Genomic DNA, 24307 nt, shown 5'->3' with positions numbered 1-24307 from the left:
TTCGCGCAAACCCATATCTTGCCCGGCATACGCGCGAATATTAAAAGGTATGTCACTGATGACCACCGACCCTCTTGTCGTCTTTACCCCTTCCGGCAAACGCGGGCGCTTCCCCGTCGGCACCCCAATTCTGACGGCAGCCCGTCAATTGGGGGTGGATCTGGATTCGGTCTGCGGGGGCCGCGGCATCTGTTCAAAGTGCCAGATCACACCCAGCTATGGTGAATTTCCCAAGCACGGCGTCACGGTGTCAGAGCATGCGTTAAGCGAATGGAACGCCGTCGAACAGCGTTATGAGGACAAACGTGGTCTGAAACCGGGCCGCCGTCTGGGCTGTCAGGCCGCGGTTCAGGGCGACGTGGTGATCGACGTACCGCCGGAAAGCCAGGTGCACCGGCAGGTCGTGCGCAAGGCAGCCGCCGCGCGTGCCATCACGATGGACCCGGCCACGCGCCTTTACTTCGTTGTGGTGGAAGAACCCGACATGCATTCGCCCACCGGCGATCTGGAACGGCTCGAGCGCGCGTTGCGCGAACAGTGGGACATCGAAGCCGTCACGGCGGACCTGACGCTGATGTCCAAACTTCAACCGGTTCTGCGCAAGGGTAAATGGGAAGTCACCGTGGCGGTCCACAAAGGTCACAAGGACAGCGTGGCGCGTATCGTCGAAATCTGGCCCGGCCTGCATGAAGGCGGGCTGTATGGTCTGGCCATCGACCTCGGATCGACCACCATCGCCGCGCATCTGACCGATCTGGAAACCGGCGAGGTCAAGGCATCCTCCGGCCTCATGAATCCCCAGATCCGGTTCGGCGAAGACCTGATGAGCCGTGTTTCGTATTCCATGATGAACCCCGGCGGCGATCAGGAGATGACCAAGGCAGTGCGCGAGGCAATCAATGACCTGGCCACGTCGATTGCCAAAGAGGCAGGCATCGATGCCTCTCTGATCGTGGAAACTGTGTTCGTCTGCAACCCGGTCATGCATCACTTGCTGCTGGGGCTGGACCCGGTGGAACTGGGTCAGGCCCCGTTTGCGTTGGCAACGTCGGAAAGCGTGTCCCTGCCCGCCCGCGACATGGATCTGACAACCATGAACCCACGCGCGCAGGTCTATATCCTGCCCTGTATCGCAGGCCATGTGGGCGCGGACTGCGCGGCGGTGGCCCTGTCTGAAGAACCCGGAAAGTCGCAGGATCTGGTTCTGATCGTCGACGTGGGCACCAACGCCGAAATCCTGCTTGGCAATACCAGCCGCGTGCTCGCCTGCTCCTCGCCCACCGGGCCTGCCTTTGAAGGTGCTCAGATCAGTTCCGGCCAGCGCGCCGCACCCGGGGCGATCGAGAGAATTGAGATCGACCCTGTCACCAAGGAACCCCGGTTCCGCGTCATCGGGTCCGATAAATGGTCCGACGAAGACGGCTTTGATCAGGAGATCGCCACTACTGGGATCACAGGCATCTGCGGATCCGGTATCATCGAAGCAGTGGCCGAGATGCGTATCGCAGGCCTGCTGGACGAAGGCGGCCTGATCGGATCGGCGGAACAGACCGGCACTGCCCGCTGCGTGCCCGAAGGTCGCACACACGCCTATCTGATCCACGATGCCAGCGCCGAAGGCGGCCCCCGCATCACGGTCACGCAGGGTGACATCCGTGCCATCCAGCTTGCGAAATCCGCATTGTACGCAGGTGCACGCCTGCTGATGGACGAAATGAAGGTCGAAAAGGTGGATCGCGTGGTTCTGGCCGGTGCGTTCGGCGCGCATATCTCGACCAAACACGCCATGGTACTGGGAATGATTCCCGATGCGCCGCTGGAAAAAGTCTCGAGCGCGGGCAACGCCGCAGGCACCGGCGCACGTATCGCGCTGTGTAACATCGGATCGCGCGCCGAGATCGAGCGCGTCGTGCGCGAGATCACCAAGATCGAAACCGCCATTGAGCCGAAGTTTCAGGATCATTTCGTGGCCGCCAATGCGATCCCGCACAAGACGGATCCGTTTCCGGAACTGGCCCAGGTTGTCACACTGCCCAACCCAAGCTTCAACACCGGCGGCGAAACCGAAGCAGGTGGCGGACGGCGTCGCAGGCGCCGCGGTTAAACCGACAGTTCAATGCCCCGTGGGAAACCTCGGGTCATTGCCGTCACCCACATCAGGCGTTGCGTCTGACCTCGTCCAGCGACGTGACGCCCAGCTGGGCCATGGCGATGCTGATTTCTTCGCTGAGTACCGACCATAGCTGCGCCAGACCCTTTTCGCCTTCGGCCGCAATTGCAAACTGAAGGATACGGCCGAAAAAGGCAAAGTCCGCCCCGTTCGCAAGTGCCTTGAGGACGTCTTCACCAGAACGCAGCCCGCTGTCGTAGAAAAGCGGAAAATCCGGACCGACGGCCTTGCGTATCTCGGGCAGAACCGTGATTGGCGCGGGCGCACTTTCCAACTGGCGCGCACCATGGCTTGAGACCTGAATGGCGTCCACGCCCGCTGACTTGAGCCTTTGCGCGTCGTCTGCATCCAATACGCCTTTGACCACCAGTTTTCCGGTCCACTGGTCGCGCAGACGGGCCAATGTCTCCCACGTGGCCTTGGCGCGGCTTTCGGTGCGGTCGAAATCGTAGCCATCCATCCGGAAATTCGCCATTTCCGGCTTGCCTTTCAGCAGGACCGGCAAGGACCACCGGGGGTGCAGGGCAAAATCCATCACCTGCTTTGGCCCCATTTTGAAAGGCATCTTGAACCCATGACGCAACTCGCGCGGGCGTCGGCCAACCTCGGGCACATCCACGGTCAGCACCAGTGTCTCGTACCCCGCTGCCTTGGCGCGATCGACCAGCTTGAACGTGCCGCTGCCATCGCCGCTGAAATACAGCTGGAACCAGGCATGGCCTTCCGCTTCGACGATCAGATCCTCCATCGCGGTCGAGGCCACAGTCGAAACCCCAAGCGGCACCTCGTGGCGTGCCGCGATGCGGGCCAGCATCAAGTCGGCACCCGGCGCGGACAAATTGCACATGCCCATCGGCGCGATACCAAACGGGCGTTTCGCGGGCCGGTCGAACAGCGAACTTGCCAGAGATCTTTCACTGACGTCGCGCAGGATACGCGGGCGCAAAGTCATTGCATCCAAAGCGGACCGATTGCGACCGGCACCCATCTCGGCCCCGGCTGCACCATCAATATAGTCGAACACCATCCACGGAAGACGCCGCCGCGCCAGGCGGCGGGCGTCCTCGGCGCTGTGGATGGCGCTTGCGCCCATCAGGCCTGAACGGCCTTCATGAAGCGGTCGCGGATGACCACCGGATCCATCGTGATCGGCGGCATCTTGGCATTGCCGCTTTCGCATTTGCTGACGATGATGGTCATCTGTTTGGCATCCAGCGCCTCTTGCAGTACGCGCCCGGTGTCTTCGGCGGCACATTCGATCACGCGCTCACACCCGGCGGCCTCGGCCATTTTCGCAAGCGAGGTTTTCTGCCCCGCATAGGTCGGCTGATCGCCGGTCGAGCCGTACGAGCCATTGTCCACGATCAGCAGGATGTAATTGTCCGCCACGTTGTTGGCGATCGTTGGCAGGGTGCCAAGATTGGTCAGGATCGAGCCGTCGCCGTCGATGACGATCACCGGCTTCGGCTGTGACAGCGCCAACCCCAGACCGATCGAGGACGCAAGCCCCATGGTGCCAAGCATGTAGAAGTTGGTTGGCTGGTCGTCGATGGCATGCAGTTCCTGGCTGGGGATGCCGATGTTGCAGACAACCAGTTGATCACGCAGGATCGGGGCGATTTCCTTCAGGATTTCAGAACGGATCATTGGTCGCCATAGCCTCCCCAGAAATTGGCGTCGGTCAGGATGGCGACCGGCTTGTTGCACATGAAGGTATATTTCAGGATCGCGTCGAGCTCTTCGACATCGGCCTGATGGTGGAAGTGGTAGGTGGGGATGTTCAGCTGAGCCAGCAGCGCCTTGGTGTGAACCGCCATTTCAACCTGGCAGGCAATCGGTTCGCGCAGTTCCCCCCGGTACGATATCAGCATCGGCAGCGGCATCCGGTAATACTGGATCAGCGTCGCCAGCGTATTGATCGTCACGCCAATGGCTGTGTTCTGCATGATGATCGCGGGCCGCTTGCCGCCCATCCACGCCCCTGCACACAGGCCCATCCCTTCGTCTTCCTTGTTGGACGGGATGTGATAGATGCCTTCGCGCTCGTCGATTTCCGCGATGACACCTGCCAATTGCTTGCACGGGACAGTGGTGACAAACGAGATATCGTTGGCCAGCAGATCGTCGGTGATCTTTTTGTCTATGTTCATGATCCAGCTTTTGGTCCTGTTTGGGGCGCTAGACGCGCGATTGAGGAATTCAGGCCCTTCGGTGCACGTGTACGGCACAGGGGGCATGGCGGACGACGCGCGAAGCGGTCGATCCAAGGAAGTAGTCGCTCAGGTCCGGCTTGTGCGAGCCGATTACGATACAGTCGACATTCTTGCTGCTGGCATAGTCGATGATTGACCGCGCGGTATGGCCTTTGACGATTTCGGCCCTCACCCCTTCAAGCCCTTCGACTTTTTGCAACAGTTGCAAACGGGCCCGTTCGAACCCTTCGGCGACAACCGATTTGTCCAGATAGGCGCTGACCGATCCCTGAGGCATCTCGTAGACATGCAGCGCAATTATTTCTGCGCCCTCTCCTGACAAGGCCCGTGCGATTTCCAGCGTGTGTTGCGATATGCCGTGATCCAAAGCTAACGGGACCAGTATTTTCGTGTACATGAAGGTCTCCAGTTCTGTCAGTTCTATCCCCAGGGTCTCAGGATAATCTTCGGTGCGGCCACGGCGCCAGACCGGATATCGCAAAACGCTTGCGCTCCGTCGGCCAGAGCGCGTTCTTCTATCCAGTCCAGAGCCCCCAGCCGCCCGTCAAAGATCGCCTGAGCCGTCTGGCGAAAGTCTTTGGTGGTGTATGTGTAAGTCCCTATGAATGTGATTTCCTGCAAGGTCATCCGGCGAATATCCAGACCACCGGTATCCTCACCCAAACCCACATGCGCGATCACGCCGCCCGGTTCGGCCTTGGCCGAGGCAACCGACCGCGTCGCAGCGTACCCCACGGCATCTATGACCAACGGGTAAGTCCCTTTGGCTGACTCCACCAGCGCAAAGCTTTCGATTTTCGCCAGGTAGTTGCGACGCAGCTGGTTTGGTTCCGCGATGGTCACATCGTCAACGCCCATTGCCCGCAAGACCAATGCCGCCGCAAGGCCGATGGCCCCGCCGCCGATCACCAGTGCGCGACGGTCCATTGCAGGATGCAGAGCCTCGATCCCCAACCGGACCGTATGCCAGCTGACGGCAAGCGGTTCCGCCAGCGCGGCTTTGGCAAACGAAACATCCTCAGGTACTTCAACAAGATTGCTGGCAGGCATTGTAACGTATTGAGCAAACGCCCCTTCGCGCGGAGGCATCGAGATGATCTGGCGATCCGGGCACAGGTTTTCCCGGCCGGCAAGGCAGGCTGCGCATTGCCCGCAGCTTACCAGCGGATTGATCGTGACACGATCACCGGCACGTATCCCGTCAACAATCACACCGGCCGCCTCGTGCCCCAGGATCAGCGGAGCCGGACGGCGGGCATCATGGCCCAGATAGGCGTGCATGTCCGAGCCGCAGATGCCGACCGCTTCGATCCGGATCAAATGCTCGGACGGACCGGCCTCGGCATCCGGCACATCACCGAACACCATCTGTTCCACTCCTTGGTAAACCAGTGCCTTCATTTGGCTGTGAACCCTCCATCGACCATAAGAACCTGCCCCGTGACATAGCCGGACGCGTTCGAGCACAAAAACAGGATCGGCCCGTCGATATCCTGCATCCGCCCATTGCGCCCTATGCAGGTTTGAGCGGCGTTGCGTTCCGCGCGCTGGGGGTCGTCAAACACGGCCTGGGTCAGCTCGGTCGGAAAGAACCCCGGACCGATTGCGTTGGCGGTAATGCCAAATGGCGACCAGGCTTCGGCCATGGCACGGGTCAATTGCGCGATCCCGGCCTTGGTGGCCCCATAGGCAATGCCGCCCGGAAAGGCCCGCGTCGTTTGCAGCGAGGCGAAATTGACGATGCGCCCCCACCCCTTCCTTTTCATTTCGGGCACCATCGCCTGGCTGAGGAAAAACGGCGCGCTGAGGTTCAGGGCAAGCGTGGCATCCCAGCCATCAGGTGTCACCTCGTCGGCGGGCTCACGCGTGTTGACCCCGGCCGCGTGCACCAAAATATCCGGTGCGCCGAACTTGGAATTGATCACCTGCACCAGCCCGCCGATTCCGGCTCGATCCGCGACATCAGCAACAACGGCTTCTGCGTGTTCGCCGATTTCAGCCTGCATCTGCGCCAAAGCGTCGCCGCGCCGCGCCACGCCGACAACACGCGCGCCGGCCGCGGCAAGTGTCCGCGCCACCTGCCGCCCCAGCCCCGAACTGGCGCCGGTGATACAGGCCACCCGGCCCGTCAGGTCAAACAATGTGCGCGGGTCATCCATCAGCGGTCAGATCGAACTGTTCATCCGGGAAATACTTGGCCAGACGCACATCCGCTGCGCGAGCGTGACCTTCCATACCTTCCAGTCGGGAAATCCGTGCGGTAGCTTCTGCGATCGATTTCGATCCTTCACGTGTAGCCCGCTGCCAGGTGACGATCTTCATGTATTTGTGAACACTCAAACCGCCGGTGTAACTGGCCGCACCCGAAGTCGGCAGAACATGGTTCGTTCCGGTTGCCTTGTCCCCGTAGGACACGGTGGTTTCCTCACCCAGGAACAGCGAACCATAGCAGGTCAGGCGATCCAGCCACCAATCCAGATCCTCGGCCTGAACCGTCAGGTGCTCGGGCGCATATTCATCGGAACAGGCGGCCATCTCTTCGCGGTCGGAACAGACAATGACTTCGGCATAGTCGCGCCACGCGGCCGAGGCGTTTTCCCGGTTCAGCTCTGGCAGATCATCGATCAAAACCGGAACCAGCTCCATGACTTTCTGCGCAAGGTCGCGATCATCCGTCACCAGCCAGACGGGCGAATTGTACCCGTGCTCGGCCTGACTAACCAGATCGGTTGCCACCACGTGGGCGTCCGCGGAACTGTCGGCAAGGATCAGGCTGTCGGTCGGACCCGCAATCATGTCGATACCAACCTTGCCGTACAGGATGCGTTTGGCCTCGGCCACGAACTGGTTTCCCGGCCCCACAAGGATATTGGCGCGCGGCAAACCGAACAAACCATAGGTCATGGCGGCCACGCCCTGCACACCGCCCATGGCCAGAATGCTGTCGGCTCCGCAAATATGCGCGGCATAGACAATCGCTGGCGCCACGCCCTCGCCCGGACGGGGCGGAGAACAGGCCGTGATATGACGGCATCCGGCGACCTTGGCCGTTGTCACCGTCATAATCGCGCTGGCGATATGGCTGTAGCGCCCACCGGGAACATAGCATCCTGCTGCATCCACCGGGATCGCCTTTTGCCCCGCAACAAAACCGGGAACGATCTCCATCTGTACGTCCGACACGGTGGCCTTCTGCGTCTCGGCAAAGCGACGGACGTTGTCGTGGGCAAAGCGTATATCGGCCTTCAGTTTTTCCGGCACCTGTACGATGGCCGCATCAATCTCGTCCTGCGTCATCAGGACATTTCCTTCGTACTTGTCGAACTTGAGGGCATATTCCAGTGCTTTGTCGTCGCCACCCGCCTCGATGTCGGCAAGGATGGTCTTGACCGTATCATGCACCTCAGAGGCATGCGATTGAGCGGTGAGAGTCGCCTTTTTCAAATATTCACGAGGCATTTTCAGCAGGTCCTATTGGTAGATTTCAGGAAGCAGGGTGGTCGACACAGCAGGCACGTAGGCAATCAGGATCACCACGATCAGCATGGTCAGTACGAAAGGAACGGCCCGGGCGGCAATCTTCAGAATGGACTCACCGGTAATGCCAGATACGACGAACAGGTTCAGTCCCAGCGGCGGCGTGATAAAGCCCACACCCAACGCGGTGATCATCATGATGCAGAACTGAATCTCGTTCATGCCGATATTGTCGGCCAGCGGTTTCAGGATTGGTGCCAGGATCACGATATTCGGCGTTGTCTCCATCACGCAGCCTGCTGCGATCAGGATGCCGATCATCAGCAAGATCAACAGATAGGGATCATCGGTCAGCGACGTGACCGAGGCCACGAACCCCTGCGGGACACCCATGATCGCAAGTGCTTCGGCCAAAGGTGCCGAGAAGGCGATGATCGGCAGGATGACTCCGTTCACCTTGGCCGAACTGACCAGCATCGATGGAAAATCTGCCAGCGTCAGGGTGCGCAGGATAAAACCCATGATTATGGTGACGACAACGGCCGTTGCGCCGGCTTCAGTCGGGGTCAGGCGACCTGAGAAGATGCCGTAGAAGATGATCCCCGGCACAATGAACGCGTACCAGCCCGATTTCAGCGCCTTGCCCAGATTGGCCAGCCATTCCCCCATGGTCATCATGCCGCCACCCTCATAGGCATAAAGACGGTTCATGATGATGTTGGTGATCAGGATCGACACCAGGATGGCCAGACCCGGGATCAAGGCTGCAAGGAACAGGGTCGAGGCGGAAATACCCAGCACGAGGCCGATGATGATATAGGCGATCGAAGGCGGGATCAGGATGCCGGTACAGGCACCAGCCGCAACCAGAGCACAGGCATAGGGGCGCGGATATCCGCTTTCCACCAGCCGGTTGATGGTCATGCGACCCACCGCAGCCGCCCCGGCAGCATCCGACCCTGAAATCGCAGCAAACATGCCGCAGACCAGAACCGTGGCCGACCCGAACCCGCCCTTGGCAAAGCATGTCAGCGCCTCGGCCACGTCCAGGAATTTGCGCGACAGACCGGTCCGCACCAGAACGTCTCCGGTCAGAATGAACAACGGAACAGCGGTCAGGGCAAATGCGTCGATACCTGTGAACAGGCTTTCTCCGACCAGGCTGAGGGGCAGATCACCGGACATGATCAGCATCACGATCGCCGCTGTGCCAATGGCGGCCCAAACGGGCACGGCCAAGGCGATCAGGCCTACGAACAGGATCACCGGCAGGTAAAAATCCCAGCCCAGTTCAACGGTTTGATTGAGGGAATTCCAAAGCATTCGTGTTCTCCTCAGTCAAACAGCTTGTCGCCTTCGAAGACGGGGGTGCCGTCCCGAAGCGATTTCACGTCACGCAGGAAAGATTGGATCAGCCGCCATATCATCAGGGCGAATCCGGCGGGCACCGCCATAAGGAACCAGACTTTCGAGACCCGAAGACCATCCGTGACCGAGCCGAACTTGGCCGAGACATGAACCGCCTCATACGACCAGTAGAGCGCGATGATCGCCACGCCGAACATCACGAGATCGCCGAAAATATACAGCACCGCCTTGGGGCGTGGTCCGATGTAATGCATGATCACATCGATCCGGATATGCGCCCGCTCTTTCACCGCAGCCGCGGCACCGATCCAGGCCAGATAGATGAAGGAATACCGAACGATTTCCTCACCCCAGATCGACGAATAAGCAAAAATCTCGCGCCGCAGCACTTCGATGGCCATGGTAATCACCAGCATCACGTAGAACACCAGCAGCAACCAGCGCTCTGCGTTTCGGTCTATGTTTTGAAGAATGGTCATCTGATCCTCCGGCGCAGGGACAGCCTGACCCGCGCCTGACGTGGCGGGTTGTTGCCGGGCTGACTGAAAGTAAAGTTCGTGGACGCCTGTCTGGCGCCCACGGCTTGGGCCTTAGGCGTCGTGGACGTAGTATTTGCCCTGAGTACCCGCGGCTTCGACCAGCTTTTCGAAGTTTTCCATCGATCCGGCCAGTTCTGTCTTGAACGGATCCCAATCGGCGTTCTGATACCCGCCGGCATCCTGCCATTCCGCCAGTTGGTCGTCACTGAGCGAGTGGAACTGCACCCCGGCCTTGTTCAACTCGGCCATGGCATAGGCGCGGGCCGACGGAACCTTGGACAGGTTCTGATGGCTGGTCATTTCCGACCCCCACATGATGCCTTCCTGCACATCTGCCGGCATCGAGTTGAACCATTCCAGGTTGCAGGAATAAACTTGGCTGTCCGGCACCGCCTGTGTGAAGGTCACATGGCTGAGTATGTCCTTGAACCCAAAGACATAGAGCGCGCCAACCGAAGGATCGAGCGCATCCGCAACGCCCTGCTTGATGGCCGAGGGGGTCTCGCCCCAGGCAACGGGTGTCGGGTTGGCGCCGACCATCCGGTAGTATTGTTGCAGCATCTTCGATCCCGGCACGCGGAACTTGATCCCGCTCATATCACCGGGTGTGAGCACGGCATTGCCGCCCTGACGAACCGCAACCACCCGCGGGTCGATGTTAACATAGAACAGAGCCTTGAACCCTGCCGCTTCGACCTTGGGGTGAACCTCACTTTTCCATGTGTCCGAATGGACGAGGTTGGTGAAACGCTGGTTCGAGCCACACAGGTACGGCATGTTGATCAGGTCGACTGTCGACGCGAACGGCGCGAAATTCGACAGCGAATGCTGCGCGGCCTGGATGGTACCGCCCTGCACTTTCTGCACCAGCGCGCCGCCTGCACCAAGCTGACCGCCGGGGGCCAGTTTGACATAGACCTTGCCGTTGGTGGCGTTCTGAATGTTTTCCTTTAGGTCCAGCTGCATGATCGGATAGCTGCGCGACGCGCCAAGCACATAAGCCGTGGCCACCGTCATCACGTGATCTGCGGCCTTTTCACGCTCGCTCTCTTCCTTCGCGGTCTGCGCGGCGGCCTCGGAAGACCACAAAACGCCCCCTGCCCCAGCGACCAATGCGGCTGTGAATGCGCCACTGGCGCTCAGTTTCAGAAAATTGCGGCGCTCGGCCGATGCCAGTTCGGTCTTGTCGGTTTTCATCAATTGCCCTCCCAAGCAAAAGTTCAGCTGCCGTCTTGTGCGTCCCGGTCAGCTTCCTTTTTCAGAATTGCGACAACGAACAGGATCGAAGCCGCGAACAGAACCAACATCTCTCCAACGTCGCCAAGAAACGCGCTGCTCGCAAAAGCACCCAAAGCGACATTTGCGAAATAGATCGCAAAAACGATGACTGATGCAGCGAGATACATTTCCGGGACTCCCTTCAGAATCGGCTCAGATACCTTTGTAAGCGCTTACATCACAAATGCAAGCGCTTACATAAACGCTTTCATCCCTGGAAAAATGCGACTAACTTAGGCGAACCGGAATTGAGAGTTCGAGAATGTCAAAACATCGGTCCGCACCGACGCTGGATGACGTTGCCAAGGCAGCAGGCGTTTCAACTGCCACCGTGTCACGGTGCCTGAACACCCCGCAACAGGTGGTCGAGGCAACGCGGAAACGTGTTCTGTCTGCCGTAGACACCCTTGGCTACACGCCGAACTTTGCGGCCCGAGTGATGGCTGCACGGCGTTCTTTCACGATAGGTGCGATAATTCCGACGATGGAAAATGCAATCTTCGCAAGGGGGTTGCAGGCGTTCCAAGAGGAGATCCACAAACAGGGCTACACCTTGCTGGTCTCCAGCTCGGCCTACCAGCCGGCCGCAGAAGAAGATCAGATCCGAACGCTGGTTGCACGGGGCGTGGACGGGCTGTTGCTGATCGGGCATGACCGGGACGTGCAAATCTACGACTATCTCGAAAAGCGAAAAGTGCCGGCCCTTGTAGCGTGGTCTTTCCTGCCAGACGAACCAATACCGTCCGTCGGGTTTGACAACAGGCGGGCGATGGAGGCTTTGACAAGCAAGATCATCGAATTGGGCCACACACGCCTGGCAACGATTTCAGGCATCAGCAAGGGCAACGACCGTGCGCGTCTTAGGATCCAGGGGATAAAAGACGCGATGTCCCGACATGGACTGTCGCAGGATGAACTGGCCGTGATCGAAACCTCGTACGAGATTGAAAACGGCGCCGATGCGTTCAAGCGTCTCATGTCGAATGACAACCCGCCGACCGCGGTGTTGTGCGGCAACGACGTTCTGGCCGTCGGTGCGGTACGGCAAGCTCAGCAGATGGGACTTCGGGTGCCCGAAGATGTATCGATCACCGGATTTGATGATATCGAGCTAGCGCGCATTGTCGCCCCTGCGCTGACAACTGTCCATGTTCCTCATCGTGACATGGGACGCAAGGCTGCTCAGGCGCTGATTCAGATGATCGAATCCAACGCACCGGGAAAATCTGTTGAACTGCCGACGCACATCGTTGGCAGAGAGTCCTTGCTTGGCCTCAACAGCTAGAACCGGCTTTGCAAGCCCGTTGAGCAGATCCGTGGAAACACGTGCCAGCTAGATCCGTAAAGGCGGTGGCTAAGCCACGCAACGTCACCTTTTTGATTAATTAACAAAGCCTTACAGTCCGAACTGGAGCGGGTAGCGGGAATCGAACCCGCGCGTTCAGCTTGGGAAGCTGACAGGCTACCATTACATCATACCCGCCTTGTCAGATGAAATAACACCAGAACATCCAGACGTTCAACCCGGATCGTAACCAACCTTTTTCGGGTTCTTACTCGGTTCGGGCCCGCAGGCTGTCAATCAGGGACGGGTCGACGGCCAAGGTCTTGCCCGCTGCTTCCAAAGTACGGTGATCCAGATGCTGGGGGTTCAGATCAACCCCTTCCGAAAACGCCTCGACAATAGCCTTCATGGCCGTAATCCTGGCATATTTCTTGTTGTTGGACGGGATCACGTGCCAAGGGGCAACTTCCGTAGACGTCCGTGCCAGCATTTCATCCACGGCCACCTCTGCGACATCCCATTTTTCGCGGTTTCTGAAATCTTCATAAGTCAGCTTCCAGCGTTTCATCGGGTTGGTCAGCCGTTCGGTAAATCGGCGCATCTGCTCTTCCTGTGAAATGTGGAAGAACAGTTTCACGATTCGAGTCCCGTCATCGACCAGCATTCGTTCGAAATCATTGATTTCCTGATACGCGGCCCGCCAGCGTGTTTCCGGGGTCAGCTTTTCGATCCGCTCAACCAAAACTCGGCCATACCAGCTGCGGTCGAAAGCGGAAATCGCACCCGAAGGCGGCAGGCGTTCCCAGAAACGCAACAGATAATGCCGGTTGAGATAGTAGTTCCGGGGCGCACCGATCGGCCAAACCTTGAAGCTGCGCGGGTCCAGGGCCTGACTAATCCGGCGAATGGTCCCCCCTTTTCCGGCAGCGTCCCACCCTTCGAAAACCAACACGCCCTTGAGCCCGTGAAACAGATAAGCTTGCTGAATTCTCGCCAATCGTGTCTGCAACTTGATCAGCTGATCGAAGTAGACCTTTTTGTTCAGTTTCCTGGTCAGATCCGCATCCGAGAGTTTTGGGGGGTGATGTTTGCTCATGCTGCCACCTGATCAATGCATCCTGGATCAGGGTATTCTGAAACCTTCTGCAAATTCGACATTGATCAGGGTCAAATGCAAAAGGCCGGGCGCTGAGCCCGGCCTTTGCAGTCTGTGTCGTTCAGATCAGGCGCGGCGCCGACGGCCACCACCGCGACGTCCACCTACGGGTCCTGCGGCACCCGCTTCGTCCGGTGCTTTGTTGAACCGGATCCACTCGCCGCCATGCGGGTCGTTGTTGGTCAGCAGGTTGGCGGCGCGGATGGCCTCCATCTCTTTACCGGCGCGCGGCTTGGTGGAGCCCAGGCCGAACATCTGCACGAACGCCTCGTCATCCATGCCTTCGGGCAGGATGATGCCCGCCGCGGCAACAGCCTCTTTTTTCTCGGCGATTTTTGCCTGCGTCACCGGCAGAGCCACCGGGTTCATGATGGCCGAGGTCATGCCCGCGCCCATCGCCATCGGCAGGAACGCGTTGTTGATGCCGTGACGGTTCGGCAGACCGAACGAGATGTTGGACGCTCCGCAGGTGGTGTTCACGCCCAGTTCTTCGCGCAGACGACGGACCAGCGCGAATACTTGCTGACCGGCGGTCGCCATCGCACCGATGGGCATGACCAGCGGGTCAACCACGATGTCATGTGCAGGGATGCCGAAATCGGCAGCGCGTTCGACGATCTTCTTGGCGACGTCAAAGCGCACATCGGGGTCTTCCGAAATACCAGTGTCATCGTTCGAGATCGCCACGACCGGTACGTTGTACTTTTTGACCAGCGGCAGAACCAGTTCCAGACGTTCTTCTTCACCGGTGACCGAATTCAGCAGCGGACGACCTTCAGCCGCCTCAAGACCGGCTTCCAGCGCGCCCGGAACCGACGAGTCGATACACAGCGGCACGTCAACCAGACCCTGCACCAGCTCGACGATCTTGCGCATCAGCGGTGGTTCGGTCTCGTTCGGGTTGGGGTTCGAGTTGTAGACAACGCCCGCATTGATATCCAGAACGGTCGCGCCAGCCGCTACCTGAGCAATGGCGTCTTTCTCAACGGTCGAAAAGTCGCCCGCTTCCAGCTCGGCGGCCAGTTTCTTGCGGCCGGTCGGGTTGATCCGCTCACCGATCACGCAGAACGGTTCATCAAAGCCCAGGACGGCTGTTTTTGTTTTTGATTCTACGACTGTTCGGGTCATGTCCGTTCCTTAGGAGTTTACAGGCTTTGCCGAAGCGCCGCCGTTATTGATCGCCCAGTTGGCGTTGGTCTTGATCCCGCCCAGCGGGAAGAAGTGCACGTTCGTGATGTTGAAATCCGGGTTGGCCGCCTTGTGGTTGGCCAGTTCGGTCACGACATCGGTCGGCTCATAGGGCAGCAACAGCTTGGAGACATCCATGGCGCGCTTTTGCAGAACCTTCAGAGACGGCCCAACGCCACACGCGATGGCGAATTTGATCAGGGTTTGCAGCTTGGCCGGACCCGCGATTCCGATATGGATCGGCAGATCGATGCCCGCTTCTTTCAGGCTGTCGGCCCAGGCGATGATCGGCTTGGCGTCAAAGGCGAACTGTGTTGCCAGCGCCATTTCGGCATCCGTTGTCTCGTTGAATTTCTGCTTCCAGCGCAACGCGTCATCGACGTTCTTGTTCGAACCGTCCGGGTCGATGTCCTTGTTGCCTTCGGGGTGACCCGCCACGTGCAGGCGCTTGAAGCCCGCCTTGTCAAACAGACCGGTTTCCAGCAGCTGCATCGAGCTGTCGAACTCGCCGTGCGGGTTGGCGACACCGCCCGCCAGCAACAGCGCCTGTTCAACGCCTGCTTCGCCCTGATACGTGGCGATCCAGTTCTCCAACGTCGCCGCATCCTTGATGATGCGTGCCGGAAAATGCGGCATGACAGGGTAACCTTCCGCCGCAATTCGCTTGGCCGTCTTGACCATGTCTTCGATGGGCGTGCCCTCGATATGGGCGATATAAACGCGTGTACCCTCGGGCAGCAGCGCGCGGAAATCGTCGACCTTTTCCGCGGTACGCGGCATGACCTCGATCGAATAGCCTTGCAAAAAGGCTTCGACGGTCGGATTTACTGGGCCGCTTTCGACCGCATCACGTTTCTTGAAGTTCAGCAAAGCCATTTCGGCCTCCCATAAAGTCTGGGGCTCATGCCCAACCGTCATTTGCGATCAGCGCTTTGACGCGGTCCTGATCGTATTCCGTTTCCAGACGCACAGCCTCGGCTTCGGCAATCTCGGCAGGATCGCCTTCAATCGCGAAAGGTTCGGCTTTGCGCCATTCGGCCAGATAGGCATCACTGTCCTTGGCGTTCACCTTCATGGCCGCACGGTCGATGGCTTGTTCAAACCGTTCTTCCAACTGCCGCTTTGCGCCCCGACGGCCTTTGCCGACGATGACCTGAGCGGGAATGTCGCGCCAATACACGATGGTGACGTCAGGCATTGCTGTGATTCCTCCTAACCCGATGGGCCGGTTCTAAACTTCAATGTAGGCCTGGGTCGGTCGATTTTCGACACACGACGCTTTCCAAGCGACGTTTTGTGCCCACTGCGGTGTACGTGGCTTTTACCCAGTTTCTGGCAAAACGCGCATATCAAAATTCTCATCGTCTCTATGAAAGCGCTGCATGAAAAAGAAAAACCCCGGACGGTAAAAACCGTCCGAGGCAAGAATTGATGGAGCAAATGGCCTTAGCCGACCAAACCGCCATCTTCGCGCGTAATGGCGATAATGGCCGAGCGCGGCACCGAGTCCCCGCCTTCAGGCCAGTGGCTGTTGCCGTCTTCGCCCGGGTGCTGAATACCGACAAACATCGTACGACGGTCCGGTGACCAGCTGAGACCGGTGACCTCGCATTCGTTGGGGCCAACCAGAAAACGACGGATTTCGCCGGTGACAGGGTCGCCTGCCAGCATCTGGTTGTTGCCCTGCCCGGCGAAGTCACCTTCGTTGCCATAATTGCCATCGGTCTGAATCCACAGCAAGCCGTTGCTGTCGAACTTCAATCCGTCGGGTGAGTTGAACATATTGTCGGCGTTCACGTTCTCGGATCCGGCATAGGCGTCTTGGTGGACGGTGGGATTGCCTGCAAGCACGTACAGATCCCAGCCAAAGCCAGCCGCAGCATGATCGCCGCCATCCGGGCGCCAGCGAACGATCTGACCGTAGTTGTTCTTGTCACGCGGGTTCGGGCCGTTGGCCGAGGTATCGTCGCCCCCTGCATTCGGCTTAACGCCACGGTTTTTGTTGTTAGTCAAGCAACAGTAAACCTCGGGCGCGTTTGGATTAGCCGCAACCCACTCGGGACGATCCATGGTGGTTGCTCCAACCGCCGAACCAGCCTGACGGGTGTGGATGCTGATCTCGGCCTGCGAGGCCATGCCAGTGCTTTCCGGCGTCAGATCAAGCCACTCACCGGTTCCATCGTCGTTGAACTTGGCAACCGAAAGTGTGCCTTGTTCCAACAGCGCGTTTGTGTCCACACCAGCGGCATAAACACCTTCCGAGACAAAGCGGTAAAGAAACTCGCCGCGTTCATCATCGCCCATGTAAACGACCACGCGACCGTCATTGTTCACTATGACTTCGGCGTTTTCGTGCTTGAAGCGTCCCAGAGCGGTCAGTTTTCGCGGAGTCGAGGTTGGATCAGTCGGATCGATCTCAACCACAAAACCAGCACGGTTCGGTTCGTTTGGGTTTTTCGAGACGTCGAACCGGTCATCAATCTTGGCCCAACCGTAACCCCAGTCTTTTGACGATACGCCATAACGTTTCAGATCAGCATTGACCTCGTGATTTTCGTCTTCGGCCGAGAAGTAGCCGTTGAAGTTTTCTTCACAAGCCAGATACGTGCCCCACGGTGTCACGCCATTTCCGCAATTGTTCCATGTTCCCTTGCACGTCGTGCCGGACGGATCGGCGGCCGCTTTCATCAAGTCATGACCGGCGGCCGGACCCGTAATGGACATTTCGGTCTGCGGTGTAACGCGGCGGTTATAGGGGCTGTCCTTAACGATGCCCCACTTGCCATCGGTGTTCGCGATTTCCACGATCGTGACACCATGCGCCATCATGCCCTTTGCGATGTCGTCATCGGATGCTGGCTTGGCGTCCGGATTGTTGCCCCACAGGATGTCACGATTGGTATATTCGTTGTTTACAACCAGCAGAACGTGACCGTCATGCAAGAAAACGTCCTGACCATCGGTATTGTCACCAAAGGCGCGTTCCTGGCTGGCAGCTGTGCCCCGGGTCGCGTGATCAAACTCAGGCGCGTCCGACCAAAGCGGATCGCCCCAGCGCACCATGACCTCGGCCTTGTAACCAGCGGGAACAATGACCTCGTCCGCGGTCGACACTGGAATCGCCTCAAACGCGAAACGGTTCGAAACCGCGTGAGCCCCTGAAGGAATCAGCGAACCACCAACAGCTGTGAAACTACCCATCGCCAAAACGCCGCCCAGAAAACCGCGACGGGACAATGCGCGTTCGACAACGCGATTAAATTCACATTCTTCTGGGCGCGGATTTACAACTTCATCGAATTCGTCGAAGGAAAGGATGCGCTCATCTTTCATTGCGGTCTCCGTATCTGGCTGAGAGCTAATAGATAAACCCGAACGTGGGTTCGCCCATGGAGATCGCATCATTTTGTGAACGGCATGTGACACGCGCGTTAATTTCAAAATTGAAATCACTTGCACGTCAGCAATCCCCCGCCTAGGGTCGGGGTAACTCGAAAATCGGAGGGCGTAAAGATGGCGCCCAAGCGTCCCAAAGGTGCGGGCGCGTTCCCGAAAGCGGTCGAAAGCCCCGCGCCGGCAAGACCCGATCCGGATGCTCTTTATGCGGCACTGGATCTGGGGACAAATAGTTGCCGCATGTTGATAGCCCAGCCCAAGGGAAGTGGGTTCCATGTGGTCGACAGTTTCTCCAAATCCGTGCAGTTGGGCGCGGGTCTGGAACGCACCGGACGACTGTCGCGGGCGTCGATGTCGCGTACCGTTCAGGCATTGCGAATCTGTCAGCAAAAGCTGAAACGCAACAAGGTCAAACGGATGCGTCTGATCGCGACCGAGGCGTGCCGCCGCGCCAAGAACTCGCGCGAATTCATCCGACAGGTGAAGCGCGAAACCGGCCTGACGCTCGAGATCATACAGCCCGAGGAAGAAGCCCGTCTGGCGGTGATTTCCTGTGCCCCACTGGTTTCGACCAAGACCGAGCAGTTGCTGGTCGTCGATATCGGAGGCGGCTCGACCGAATTGGTCTGGATCGACATCTCGTCCGTTCCACGCCGCGACCGGCCTGCGGCCATCATGCGGCTGCATCACGGGTTTCACACTGTCGACAGCCCTTTTCCAGCCGCCAAGGTCGTTGACTGGATCAGCGTACCGCTGGGCGTCGCCACACTGCGGGACCAGTTCAATGATGTCGAGGATGACGCGGCCCGATTTGCGTTGATGAGTTGGTTTTTCGAGGAAAACCTTGCCGACTTTGCCCCCTACAAGGACGAACAGGCGCGCGAAGGGTTTCAGATCGTCGGCACCAGTGGCACGGTCACTACTGTCGCGGCATCGCATCTGGGCCTCAAGCGCTATGACCGGACCAAAGTGGACGGGCTGCGCATGACCAGCGATCAGATTGACAAAGTCATACGCGGGTATTTAGAACTCGGCCCTCATGGGCGGCGCCGGGACCCTCGCATTGGTGAAGACCGGCAAGCCCTGATCATGTCCGGCTCGGCCATATTGCAGGCATTGCTCCGTTGCTGGCCCACTGACCGCCTTTCGGTGGCGGACCGGGGGCTGCGCGAAGGTCTGCTTTATGCACAGATGAGCGCGGACGGTGTATTGGAAGACGGACCGTTCTAATGGCGAAGACACCAAGTGGAAAAAACAACTCGGGCCGCGGGCAACGCGACCTGAAGGTCAAGGTCAAGACAGCACGCGGGCGCAAGCTCAGCTCGACCCGCTGGCTCGAGCGGCAACTGAACGATCCCTATGTCAAGCGTGCGCAGTCCGAAGGCTATCGGGGGCGCGCAGCTTACAAGATTTTGGAACTGGACGACAAATTCCGCTTTCTCTTGCCCGGGGCGCGGGTTGTGGATCTGGGCTGTGCGCCCGGCGGTTGGTGTCAGGTTGCGGTCAAACGCGTGAACGCGCTGGGCGAAAAGTCAGGCAAACGGATCGGAACCGTGCTGGGCATCGACCTGCAAGAAGTCGAACCAATCGCCGGGGCCGAAATCCACGTTCTGGATTTCATGGAGGATGACGCCGACCAGAAAGTCAAAGACTGGCTGGGCGGCAAGGCAGACGTCGTGATGTCGGATATGGCGGCGGCATCTTCGGGGCACAAGCAGACCGATCACCTGCGCATCATGGCGCTGTGCGAAACTGCCGCCTATTTCGCCTTCGACGTTCTGGAAGAAGGCGGCACTTTTGTTGCCAAGGTTCTGGCTGGGGGGGCTGAGGGCGATCTGCAAAAGTTGCTCAAGCAGAAATTCCAGAAAGTCGCCCATGTCAAACCGCCGGCGTCTCGCTCGGACAGTTCGGAAAAATTCGTTGTGGCAACCGGGTTTCGAGGCGGCTCTTAATCATCTAGCCGGATAAGATTTCCGCTCAGACGCTGTTCACGCAAGGACGTGACAGCCATTCCCTGCAACATCAGCGTATCTCCGTGCGTAACGTATGATGGTTCCCGGTTGCGCAGGTCTTCGATGCGCTGGGCTAGTGACACCGAACTTGAACCCGGCATCTTCCGCATTGTTGCATCGTTGGACATGGCTCACCTCGGATCAGCACTTTGTTCTTGGCTGTAACAAGGAATTCTGCCGTCAAAATGAAAGAATTCGGGCACGGATGTGCCGGGTCAGCGCCCAAACTGTTGCGACAATTGCAGCAGGTTCGGATCATCCGGCAACCTGTCCAGCGCCTCTTGCAGCACTGTGCGCGCAGCTTCCGGGCCACGATTGATCTGCGCCAGTTGCACTAACATCGGCCACGCCTCTGCCCTCTGCGGGTCCAGCGTCACGACCTCTCTGAACGCCTGTTCCGCCGCTTGCGCGTTGCGAAGCGTCAATGCCATGCCCCCTAGAACGAGATGGGTTTCCGGGGCGTCCAGCCTGTTCGAAATGACCTGCTGCCATTCCGACATGCCCTGCCCAAGCCTGGTCCGCTGCTCGGCCGTCAAGCCCTGCGGCGGTATGCTCAGGAACTCTTTGGCGGCAGCGATGCGCACGTTTCGCAGAGGATCAGACAGCAACGGCTCGAGCCTGCGCACCTGATCTGCCGGGCTGGCCTGACGTTGCAGCGCCGCTGCATTTGCTCGTATCAGCGGGTCAACGTCCTGCAAAAGCGGCGCTGTGTCAGCGGCGATCTGTGGCGACCCAAACGGTTGCAACAGATACGCGGCGGTCGCTCTGACGATCCCGGGCTGCGACGCATCCATTGCGACGGCAAGCAAACCTTCGGGCGTGTCGAGCTGCCCTTCGGCCGCGGCTTTGAAAACTGTCCCATAATGCGGGCGTCGATTTGGCGATCCCGGAAACCAGCCCTCTATCTGGCTTGCGGCCCAGGCCTGATCCTGGTCTTGATGGCAGTCCGTGCAGGCATCAACGCCCAGCCCAAGATCCGGTCGCGGTATGCGAAAACTGTGATCGCGTCGACCGTCGACACCCATGTAGGTCCGCTCGATCATGTGGCAGCTTTTGCACTGGGCGCCTTCGCTGTCTTCCGGGTGATTGTGATGCGCAGACGTGTCATAGTCCTTTGCGGAAAGGGTTGCGAATTCCGGATTTCCGGCAGGCGAATGGCACTGTGTGCAAACCCCGTTTCCTTCGGCTTTCAATTCTGCGCTGTGCGGTTCGTGGCAGTTCATGCATCCGACGCCCTGTTCATACATTCGGGATTGCAGGAACGAGCCGTAGACGTAAACCTCATCCAGAATTTGCCCGTCGGGATGATAGGAACCGGGGCGCAGCACGGCCAGATTATAGGCATCATGATACGGGGTTCCCGGAACCGGGTTTCCGTTGCCATGCGCCTCGCGCCGGGAATGACATCCGGCGCATTGCTGTATTTCTTCTTCGGTCCGCCCCTTGCCCCAACTCAACAAAAAGCCGGCATTGGCCAGGCCATCTGAAGAACCCCGTTCCCGGACCCAATCGAGATGTGCGGACCCCGGCCCATGGCAGGCCTCGCACCCGACCCCGATTTCGACCTGTTGTGACGTGTAGCTTCTGGTTTGAGGGTCGTAGTTCTTCTCAAAATCCGTGGCATGACATTCGGCGCAGCGCGCGTTCCAGTTCTTGTAAGGGCCGGTCCAATGTAACCCGTCATCAGGCGGCAGGTCCTGATCAGGGTACAGGTGATACCAGCGCTTTTGCTCTATGTCCCAAACCACGTCGAAACTTTGCAACCGGCCCGGTTCGGTTTCGAAAAGGTATTGCTGCAAGGGTTCGATTCCAACGACGGAATGCACGTCATATTCCGTCGTTGCACCGTCTTTCTCCGTTACACTAGCGGTGAAGCTGCCAGCCTCATTTTTGAACTGGACGGACATCCCGTCATGATCGAACCGGGTACCGTCGAAATCCGCCACAACAGCGCCGCCAGTGGGTCTTGTCCAGGCCAGCGCATGGTGCGACGCGGCCCAGGCTTCGGCTTCTTGCTGATGACAGTCGGTACACTGGTCTGAGCCCACATACTCTGGCGTCTGCGCCTGAACTTCACCAGCAATTGCAAGGCAGGCCAGTATCAGGGCAAATCTCATGCCGTATCTCCTTCGGCGGCTTTTTGCAGGTCAATCAATGCACCGTTGTATTCGGCCCCCAAGATCAGGATCGCCGAATAGAGATACAGGAAAATCAATGCCGCCATGGCCCCCGCCAATCCAGCATAGGTGGCGCTGTAGGTGGCGAACTGGCTGATATAAATTGAAAACGCCCACCCACCGGCAGCCCACAAGACCAAAGTCAATAAGACGCCGGGCAGGATTTGCGTCAAGCTGTGCCTGCGGGTCGGCAGCACGAGATGCGCCAGAAGAACGGTACCCGCAGGAACCGCCACGGTGAACGTCCAGCGCAGGCGATCCACGGAAAACCAGTTGGCCACGGCAACCTCCGTGTGTTCAGCCACCAGTTTCGTATAGACCGGCAAAACCACCTCGACCGCGGCAATGATCAGAATGGCCGACCCGCCCAGAATAACCAGCACAAGACAGAGCAGCCGGGTTTTCCAGAACGGCCAACTGTCTTCGTCGTGGTAGGCCTGATTCATGGCTGCACGTACGGCAGCCACGCCGTTGGAGGCAAAGTAAATCGCCAGCAGCCCCCCCAAGGTGATGACACCCGAGCCGGATCCGGCCAGAACGGCCCGCAGTTCGGCCACGATCGGATCTGCGACGTCCTTGGGCCACGCTCCGAAAATCAGGTCGATCAACTCATCTGTGACATAGCCTTGAGACAACGCCCCTGCCAGCGCCACGGTGAACAGCACAAAGGGAAACAGCGCCATCATCAGCGACATGGCCACATGGCTGCTCATGACAAAACCGTTCTTTCTGCTGAACCGGCGGATCGACAGCCAAAGCGCCTGAACAGGTCGGCCAAACAAGGGATTCGCGGCAGTTGTCATGCTGCAACCCTAACCTGCCGAAATAGAACACAGAACCCGTCGTGATAATCTATTTGGCTAATGAGGGCCAACAAACGCCTGAACGCATTGCATAAACAAGACCTCGCGTGCAGGATTGGGCGGCGCAGGACGGGAAATGGGCCAGATACAGGATACCGAATGACCCCGGATCAAAAAGACATCACGGTTAGACCCAAGCTTCGATTGTCCGTTGTCCGGGATACATGCATCATCGCGACCCTGATCGTGCTGGGTCTCTATGCCGGTGCGAACTTCCTGATCCCGCTGGCCATGGCGCTGTTGGTCAATGTATTGATCATCGCGCTGAGCGATCGCGTCGTCGCCCTGACCCGCGCTCCGGTCTGGCTGGCCAATATTGCCGGTGTGACTGTCGTTCTGGCCGGTTTGTTCATGATCATGTACGTGCTGGGCAGTCAGGCGACACAGTTTGCACGATCCATCAGCACCTATGAAAACCAGTTTGACGGTGCGGTCGAGCGTGTAACGGGGCTGGTCGGCAACGACGTGACCACCTTCATTCGTGACAATCTGGTCAGTATCGACATGTCCTATGTCGCACGCGTGTTGCTGGGCAGTGCCACCTCATTGTTGAACCAGTTCTTCCTGATCAGCCTTTATGTCGCCTTTCTGATGGCCGAACGACTGGCCTTTCGGAAAAAGATCCAACTGGCCGCCGGAAACCCCGTCGCCGCAACAGAATTTTCCGCCATGCTCGATGCGATTTCGGTCAGCTTGCAGCGCTATGTCGGCGTCAAAACCCTGATCAGCCTGATAACGGCAACGATCAGCTATACGGTTTTCCGCTTGCTTGGTCTGGAATACGCGGAAACCTGGGCCGTATTGACCTTTGCCCTGAACTTCATCCCCTCGATCGGTTCGATCATAGCGGTGCTTTTTCCGGCCATGATCGCGCTTGTTCAATTCGAAACGATCATCCCCTTCCTGGTGATCGTGCTGGGATGTGGTACGATCCAATTCCTGATCGGCAATTTCCTTGATCCGGCCATGCTTGGCCGATCCCTGAACATGTCGACCTTTCTTGTCATTCTGGCCCTGACCTTCTGGACAACGGTCTGGGGACTGATCGGTGCGTTTCTGAGCGTACCTCTGACCGTATGCATCCTGATCGTGTTCAGCCACATCCCGGCCCTTCGGCCCGTCGCCATACTGATGTCACTGGATGGCAGGTTGGGCGAGGACAACAGTCAGGCCGCAGCAAGCTAG

At 58.7% G+C, this 24307-nt stretch carries 24 protein-coding genes and 1 tRNA gene; 5 read left to right on the top strand and 20 right to left on the bottom strand.

The window, feature by feature from the left end:
• The first annotated feature begins 58 nt into the window (after positions 1-58).
• A complete protein-coding gene (locus ACR0LI_RS05165; RefSeq protein WP_480718126.1) occupies positions 59-2104 on the top strand; it encodes an ASKHA domain-containing protein in 2046 nt (681 codons plus the stop codon).
• 52 nt (positions 2105-2156) lie between these two features.
• Here the strand turns inward: ACR0LI_RS05165 and ACR0LI_RS05160 are convergent, their stop codons facing one another.
• The 11 genes from ACR0LI_RS05160 to ACR0LI_RS05110 form a co-directional block, all read right to left on the bottom strand.
• Entirely contained in the window at positions 2157-3263 is a 1107-nt protein-coding gene (locus ACR0LI_RS05160; protein ID WP_171723245.1) for an alpha-hydroxy acid oxidase, read from the bottom strand.
• Positions 3263-3817 (bottom strand): sulfopyruvate decarboxylase subunit beta, encoded by a 555-nt coding sequence (gene comE, locus ACR0LI_RS05155; RefSeq protein ID WP_171228302.1) that lies wholly within the window; start codon positions 3815-3817, stop codon positions 3263-3265. The genes ACR0LI_RS05160 and comE overlap by 1 nt, the downstream gene beginning before the upstream one ends.
• Positions 3814-4320, bottom strand: coding sequence for a sulfopyruvate decarboxylase subunit alpha (gene comD, locus ACR0LI_RS05150; protein WP_171632355.1), 507 nt, complete (start codon positions 4318-4320; stop codon positions 3814-3816). The genes comE and comD overlap by 4 nt, the downstream gene beginning before the upstream one ends.
• 49 nt (positions 4321-4369) lie before the next feature.
• Positions 4370-4780, bottom strand: coding sequence for a universal stress protein (locus ACR0LI_RS05145; RefSeq protein ID WP_171632352.1), 411 nt, complete (start codon positions 4778-4780; stop codon positions 4370-4372).
• A gap of 23 nt (positions 4781-4803) precedes the next feature.
• Positions 4804-5784, bottom strand: a complete 981-nt coding sequence (locus tag ACR0LI_RS05140; protein ID WP_480718125.1) for a zinc-dependent alcohol dehydrogenase — start codon at positions 5782-5784, stop codon at positions 4804-4806.
• Positions 5781-6542, bottom strand: a complete 762-nt coding sequence (locus ACR0LI_RS05135) for an SDR family NAD(P)-dependent oxidoreductase (protein WP_480718124.1) — start codon at positions 6540-6542, stop codon at positions 5781-5783. The genes ACR0LI_RS05140 and ACR0LI_RS05135 overlap by 4 nt, the downstream gene beginning before the upstream one ends.
• Positions 6535-7842, bottom strand: coding sequence for a histidinol dehydrogenase (hisD, locus tag ACR0LI_RS05130; RefSeq protein ID WP_171632344.1), 1308 nt, complete (start codon positions 7840-7842; stop codon positions 6535-6537). Before hisD ends, ACR0LI_RS05135 begins: the two co-directional genes overlap by 8 nt.
• A 12-nt stretch (positions 7843-7854) precedes the next feature.
• On the bottom strand, positions 7855-9183 hold the full coding sequence (locus tag ACR0LI_RS05125; protein WP_152458037.1) for a TRAP transporter large permease: 1329 nt from the start codon (positions 9181-9183) through the stop codon (positions 7855-7857).
• A gap of 11 nt (positions 9184-9194) precedes the next feature.
• Positions 9195-9707 (bottom strand): TRAP transporter small permease, encoded by a 513-nt coding sequence (locus ACR0LI_RS05120; protein WP_171115839.1) that lies wholly within the window; start codon positions 9705-9707, stop codon positions 9195-9197.
• A 111-nt stretch (positions 9708-9818) separates the two neighbouring features.
• On the bottom strand, positions 9819-10964 hold the full coding sequence (locus ACR0LI_RS05115) for a TRAP transporter substrate-binding protein (protein WP_171632341.1): 1146 nt from the start codon (positions 10962-10964) through the stop codon (positions 9819-9821).
• A 23-nt stretch (positions 10965-10987) separates the two neighbouring features.
• The gene (locus tag ACR0LI_RS05110; RefSeq protein ID WP_171115836.1) at positions 10988-11173 is read right to left on the bottom strand and encodes a hypothetical protein; all 186 of its coding nucleotides are present in this window, start codon (positions 11171-11173) and stop codon (positions 10988-10990) included.
• Positions 11174-11307: 134 nt separating this feature from the next.
• Here ACR0LI_RS05110 and ACR0LI_RS05105 point away from each other — a divergent pair, with 134 nt between their 5' ends.
• Complete coding sequence (locus tag ACR0LI_RS05105) at positions 11308-12330, top strand: LacI family DNA-binding transcriptional regulator (protein ID WP_171632337.1); 1023 nt, start codon at positions 11308-11310, stop codon at positions 12328-12330.
• Between the two features lie 124 nt (positions 12331-12454).
• On the opposite strand, the gene ACR0LI_RS05100 is transcribed toward ACR0LI_RS05105, so the two are convergent.
• From ACR0LI_RS05100 to ACR0LI_RS05075, 6 genes are all read right to left on the bottom strand, one after another.
• Positions 12455-12528: transfer RNA gene (locus ACR0LI_RS05100), tRNA-Gly, on the bottom strand.
• A 70-nt stretch (positions 12529-12598) separates the two neighbouring features.
• Positions 12599-13426: a polyphosphate kinase 2 family protein gene (locus tag ACR0LI_RS05095; RefSeq protein WP_480718123.1), complete on the bottom strand. Its 828-nt coding sequence runs from the start codon at positions 13424-13426 to the stop codon at positions 12599-12601.
• Positions 13427-13552: 126 nt separating this feature from the next.
• A complete protein-coding gene (locus ACR0LI_RS05090; protein WP_171632332.1) occupies positions 13553-14614 on the bottom strand; it encodes a methyltetrahydrofolate cobalamin methyltransferase in 1062 nt (353 codons plus the stop codon).
• Between the two features lie 9 nt (positions 14615-14623).
• Positions 14624-15550 carry a methylenetetrahydrofolate reductase gene (locus ACR0LI_RS05085; protein ID WP_480718122.1) on the bottom strand — a complete coding sequence of 309 codons (927 nt, stop codon included), beginning with the start codon at positions 15548-15550 and terminating at the stop codon, positions 14624-14626.
• 25 nt (positions 15551-15575) lie between these two features.
• Positions 15576-15872, bottom strand: a complete 297-nt coding sequence (locus tag ACR0LI_RS05080) for a virulence factor (RefSeq protein WP_171632330.1) — start codon at positions 15870-15872, stop codon at positions 15576-15578.
• 248 nt (positions 15873-16120) lie between these two features.
• The gene (locus ACR0LI_RS05075; protein WP_480718121.1) at positions 16121-18007 is read right to left on the bottom strand and encodes a PhoX family protein; all 1887 of its coding nucleotides are present in this window, start codon (positions 18005-18007) and stop codon (positions 16121-16123) included.
• 180 nt (positions 18008-18187) lie between these two features.
• Here ACR0LI_RS05075 and ACR0LI_RS05070 point away from each other — a divergent pair, with 180 nt between their 5' ends.
• Positions 18188-19300 carry a Ppx/GppA phosphatase family protein gene (locus ACR0LI_RS05070; RefSeq protein WP_171115826.1) on the top strand — a complete coding sequence of 371 codons (1113 nt, stop codon included), beginning with the start codon at positions 18188-18190 and terminating at the stop codon, positions 19298-19300.
• Complete coding sequence (locus tag ACR0LI_RS05065) at positions 19300-20022, top strand: RlmE family RNA methyltransferase (RefSeq protein ID WP_480718120.1); 723 nt, start codon at positions 19300-19302, stop codon at positions 20020-20022. Before ACR0LI_RS05070 ends, ACR0LI_RS05065 begins: the two co-directional genes overlap by 1 nt.
• Here ACR0LI_RS05065 and ACR0LI_RS05060 read toward each other — a convergent pair.
• From ACR0LI_RS05060 to ACR0LI_RS05050, 3 genes are all read right to left on the bottom strand, one after another.
• Positions 20019-20210 carry a hypothetical protein gene (locus ACR0LI_RS05060; RefSeq protein ID WP_171723236.1) on the bottom strand — a complete coding sequence of 64 codons (192 nt, stop codon included), beginning with the start codon at positions 20208-20210 and terminating at the stop codon, positions 20019-20021. The genes ACR0LI_RS05065 and ACR0LI_RS05060 overlap by 4 nt on opposite strands.
• Positions 20211-20297: 87 nt before the next feature.
• Complete coding sequence (locus ACR0LI_RS05055; RefSeq protein WP_480718119.1) at positions 20298-22199, bottom strand: cytochrome c3 family protein; 1902 nt, start codon at positions 22197-22199, stop codon at positions 20298-20300.
• Entirely contained in the window at positions 22196-23062 is an 867-nt protein-coding gene (locus ACR0LI_RS05050) for a YihY/virulence factor BrkB family protein (protein WP_171723234.1), read from the bottom strand. The genes ACR0LI_RS05055 and ACR0LI_RS05050 overlap by 4 nt, the downstream gene beginning before the upstream one ends.
• A 159-nt stretch (positions 23063-23221) precedes the next feature.
• On the opposite strand from ACR0LI_RS05050, the gene ACR0LI_RS05045 reads away from it, so the two are divergent.
• Positions 23222-24307 carry an AI-2E family transporter gene (locus tag ACR0LI_RS05045; RefSeq protein ID WP_480718118.1) on the top strand — a complete coding sequence of 362 codons (1086 nt, stop codon included), beginning with the start codon at positions 23222-23224 and terminating at the stop codon, positions 24305-24307.

Source organism: Ruegeria sp. CL7 (assembly GCF_056536445.1).
The sequence above is the reverse complement of the archived record's forward strand: the minus strand, read 5'-3'. Positions and strand labels throughout refer to the sequence as shown.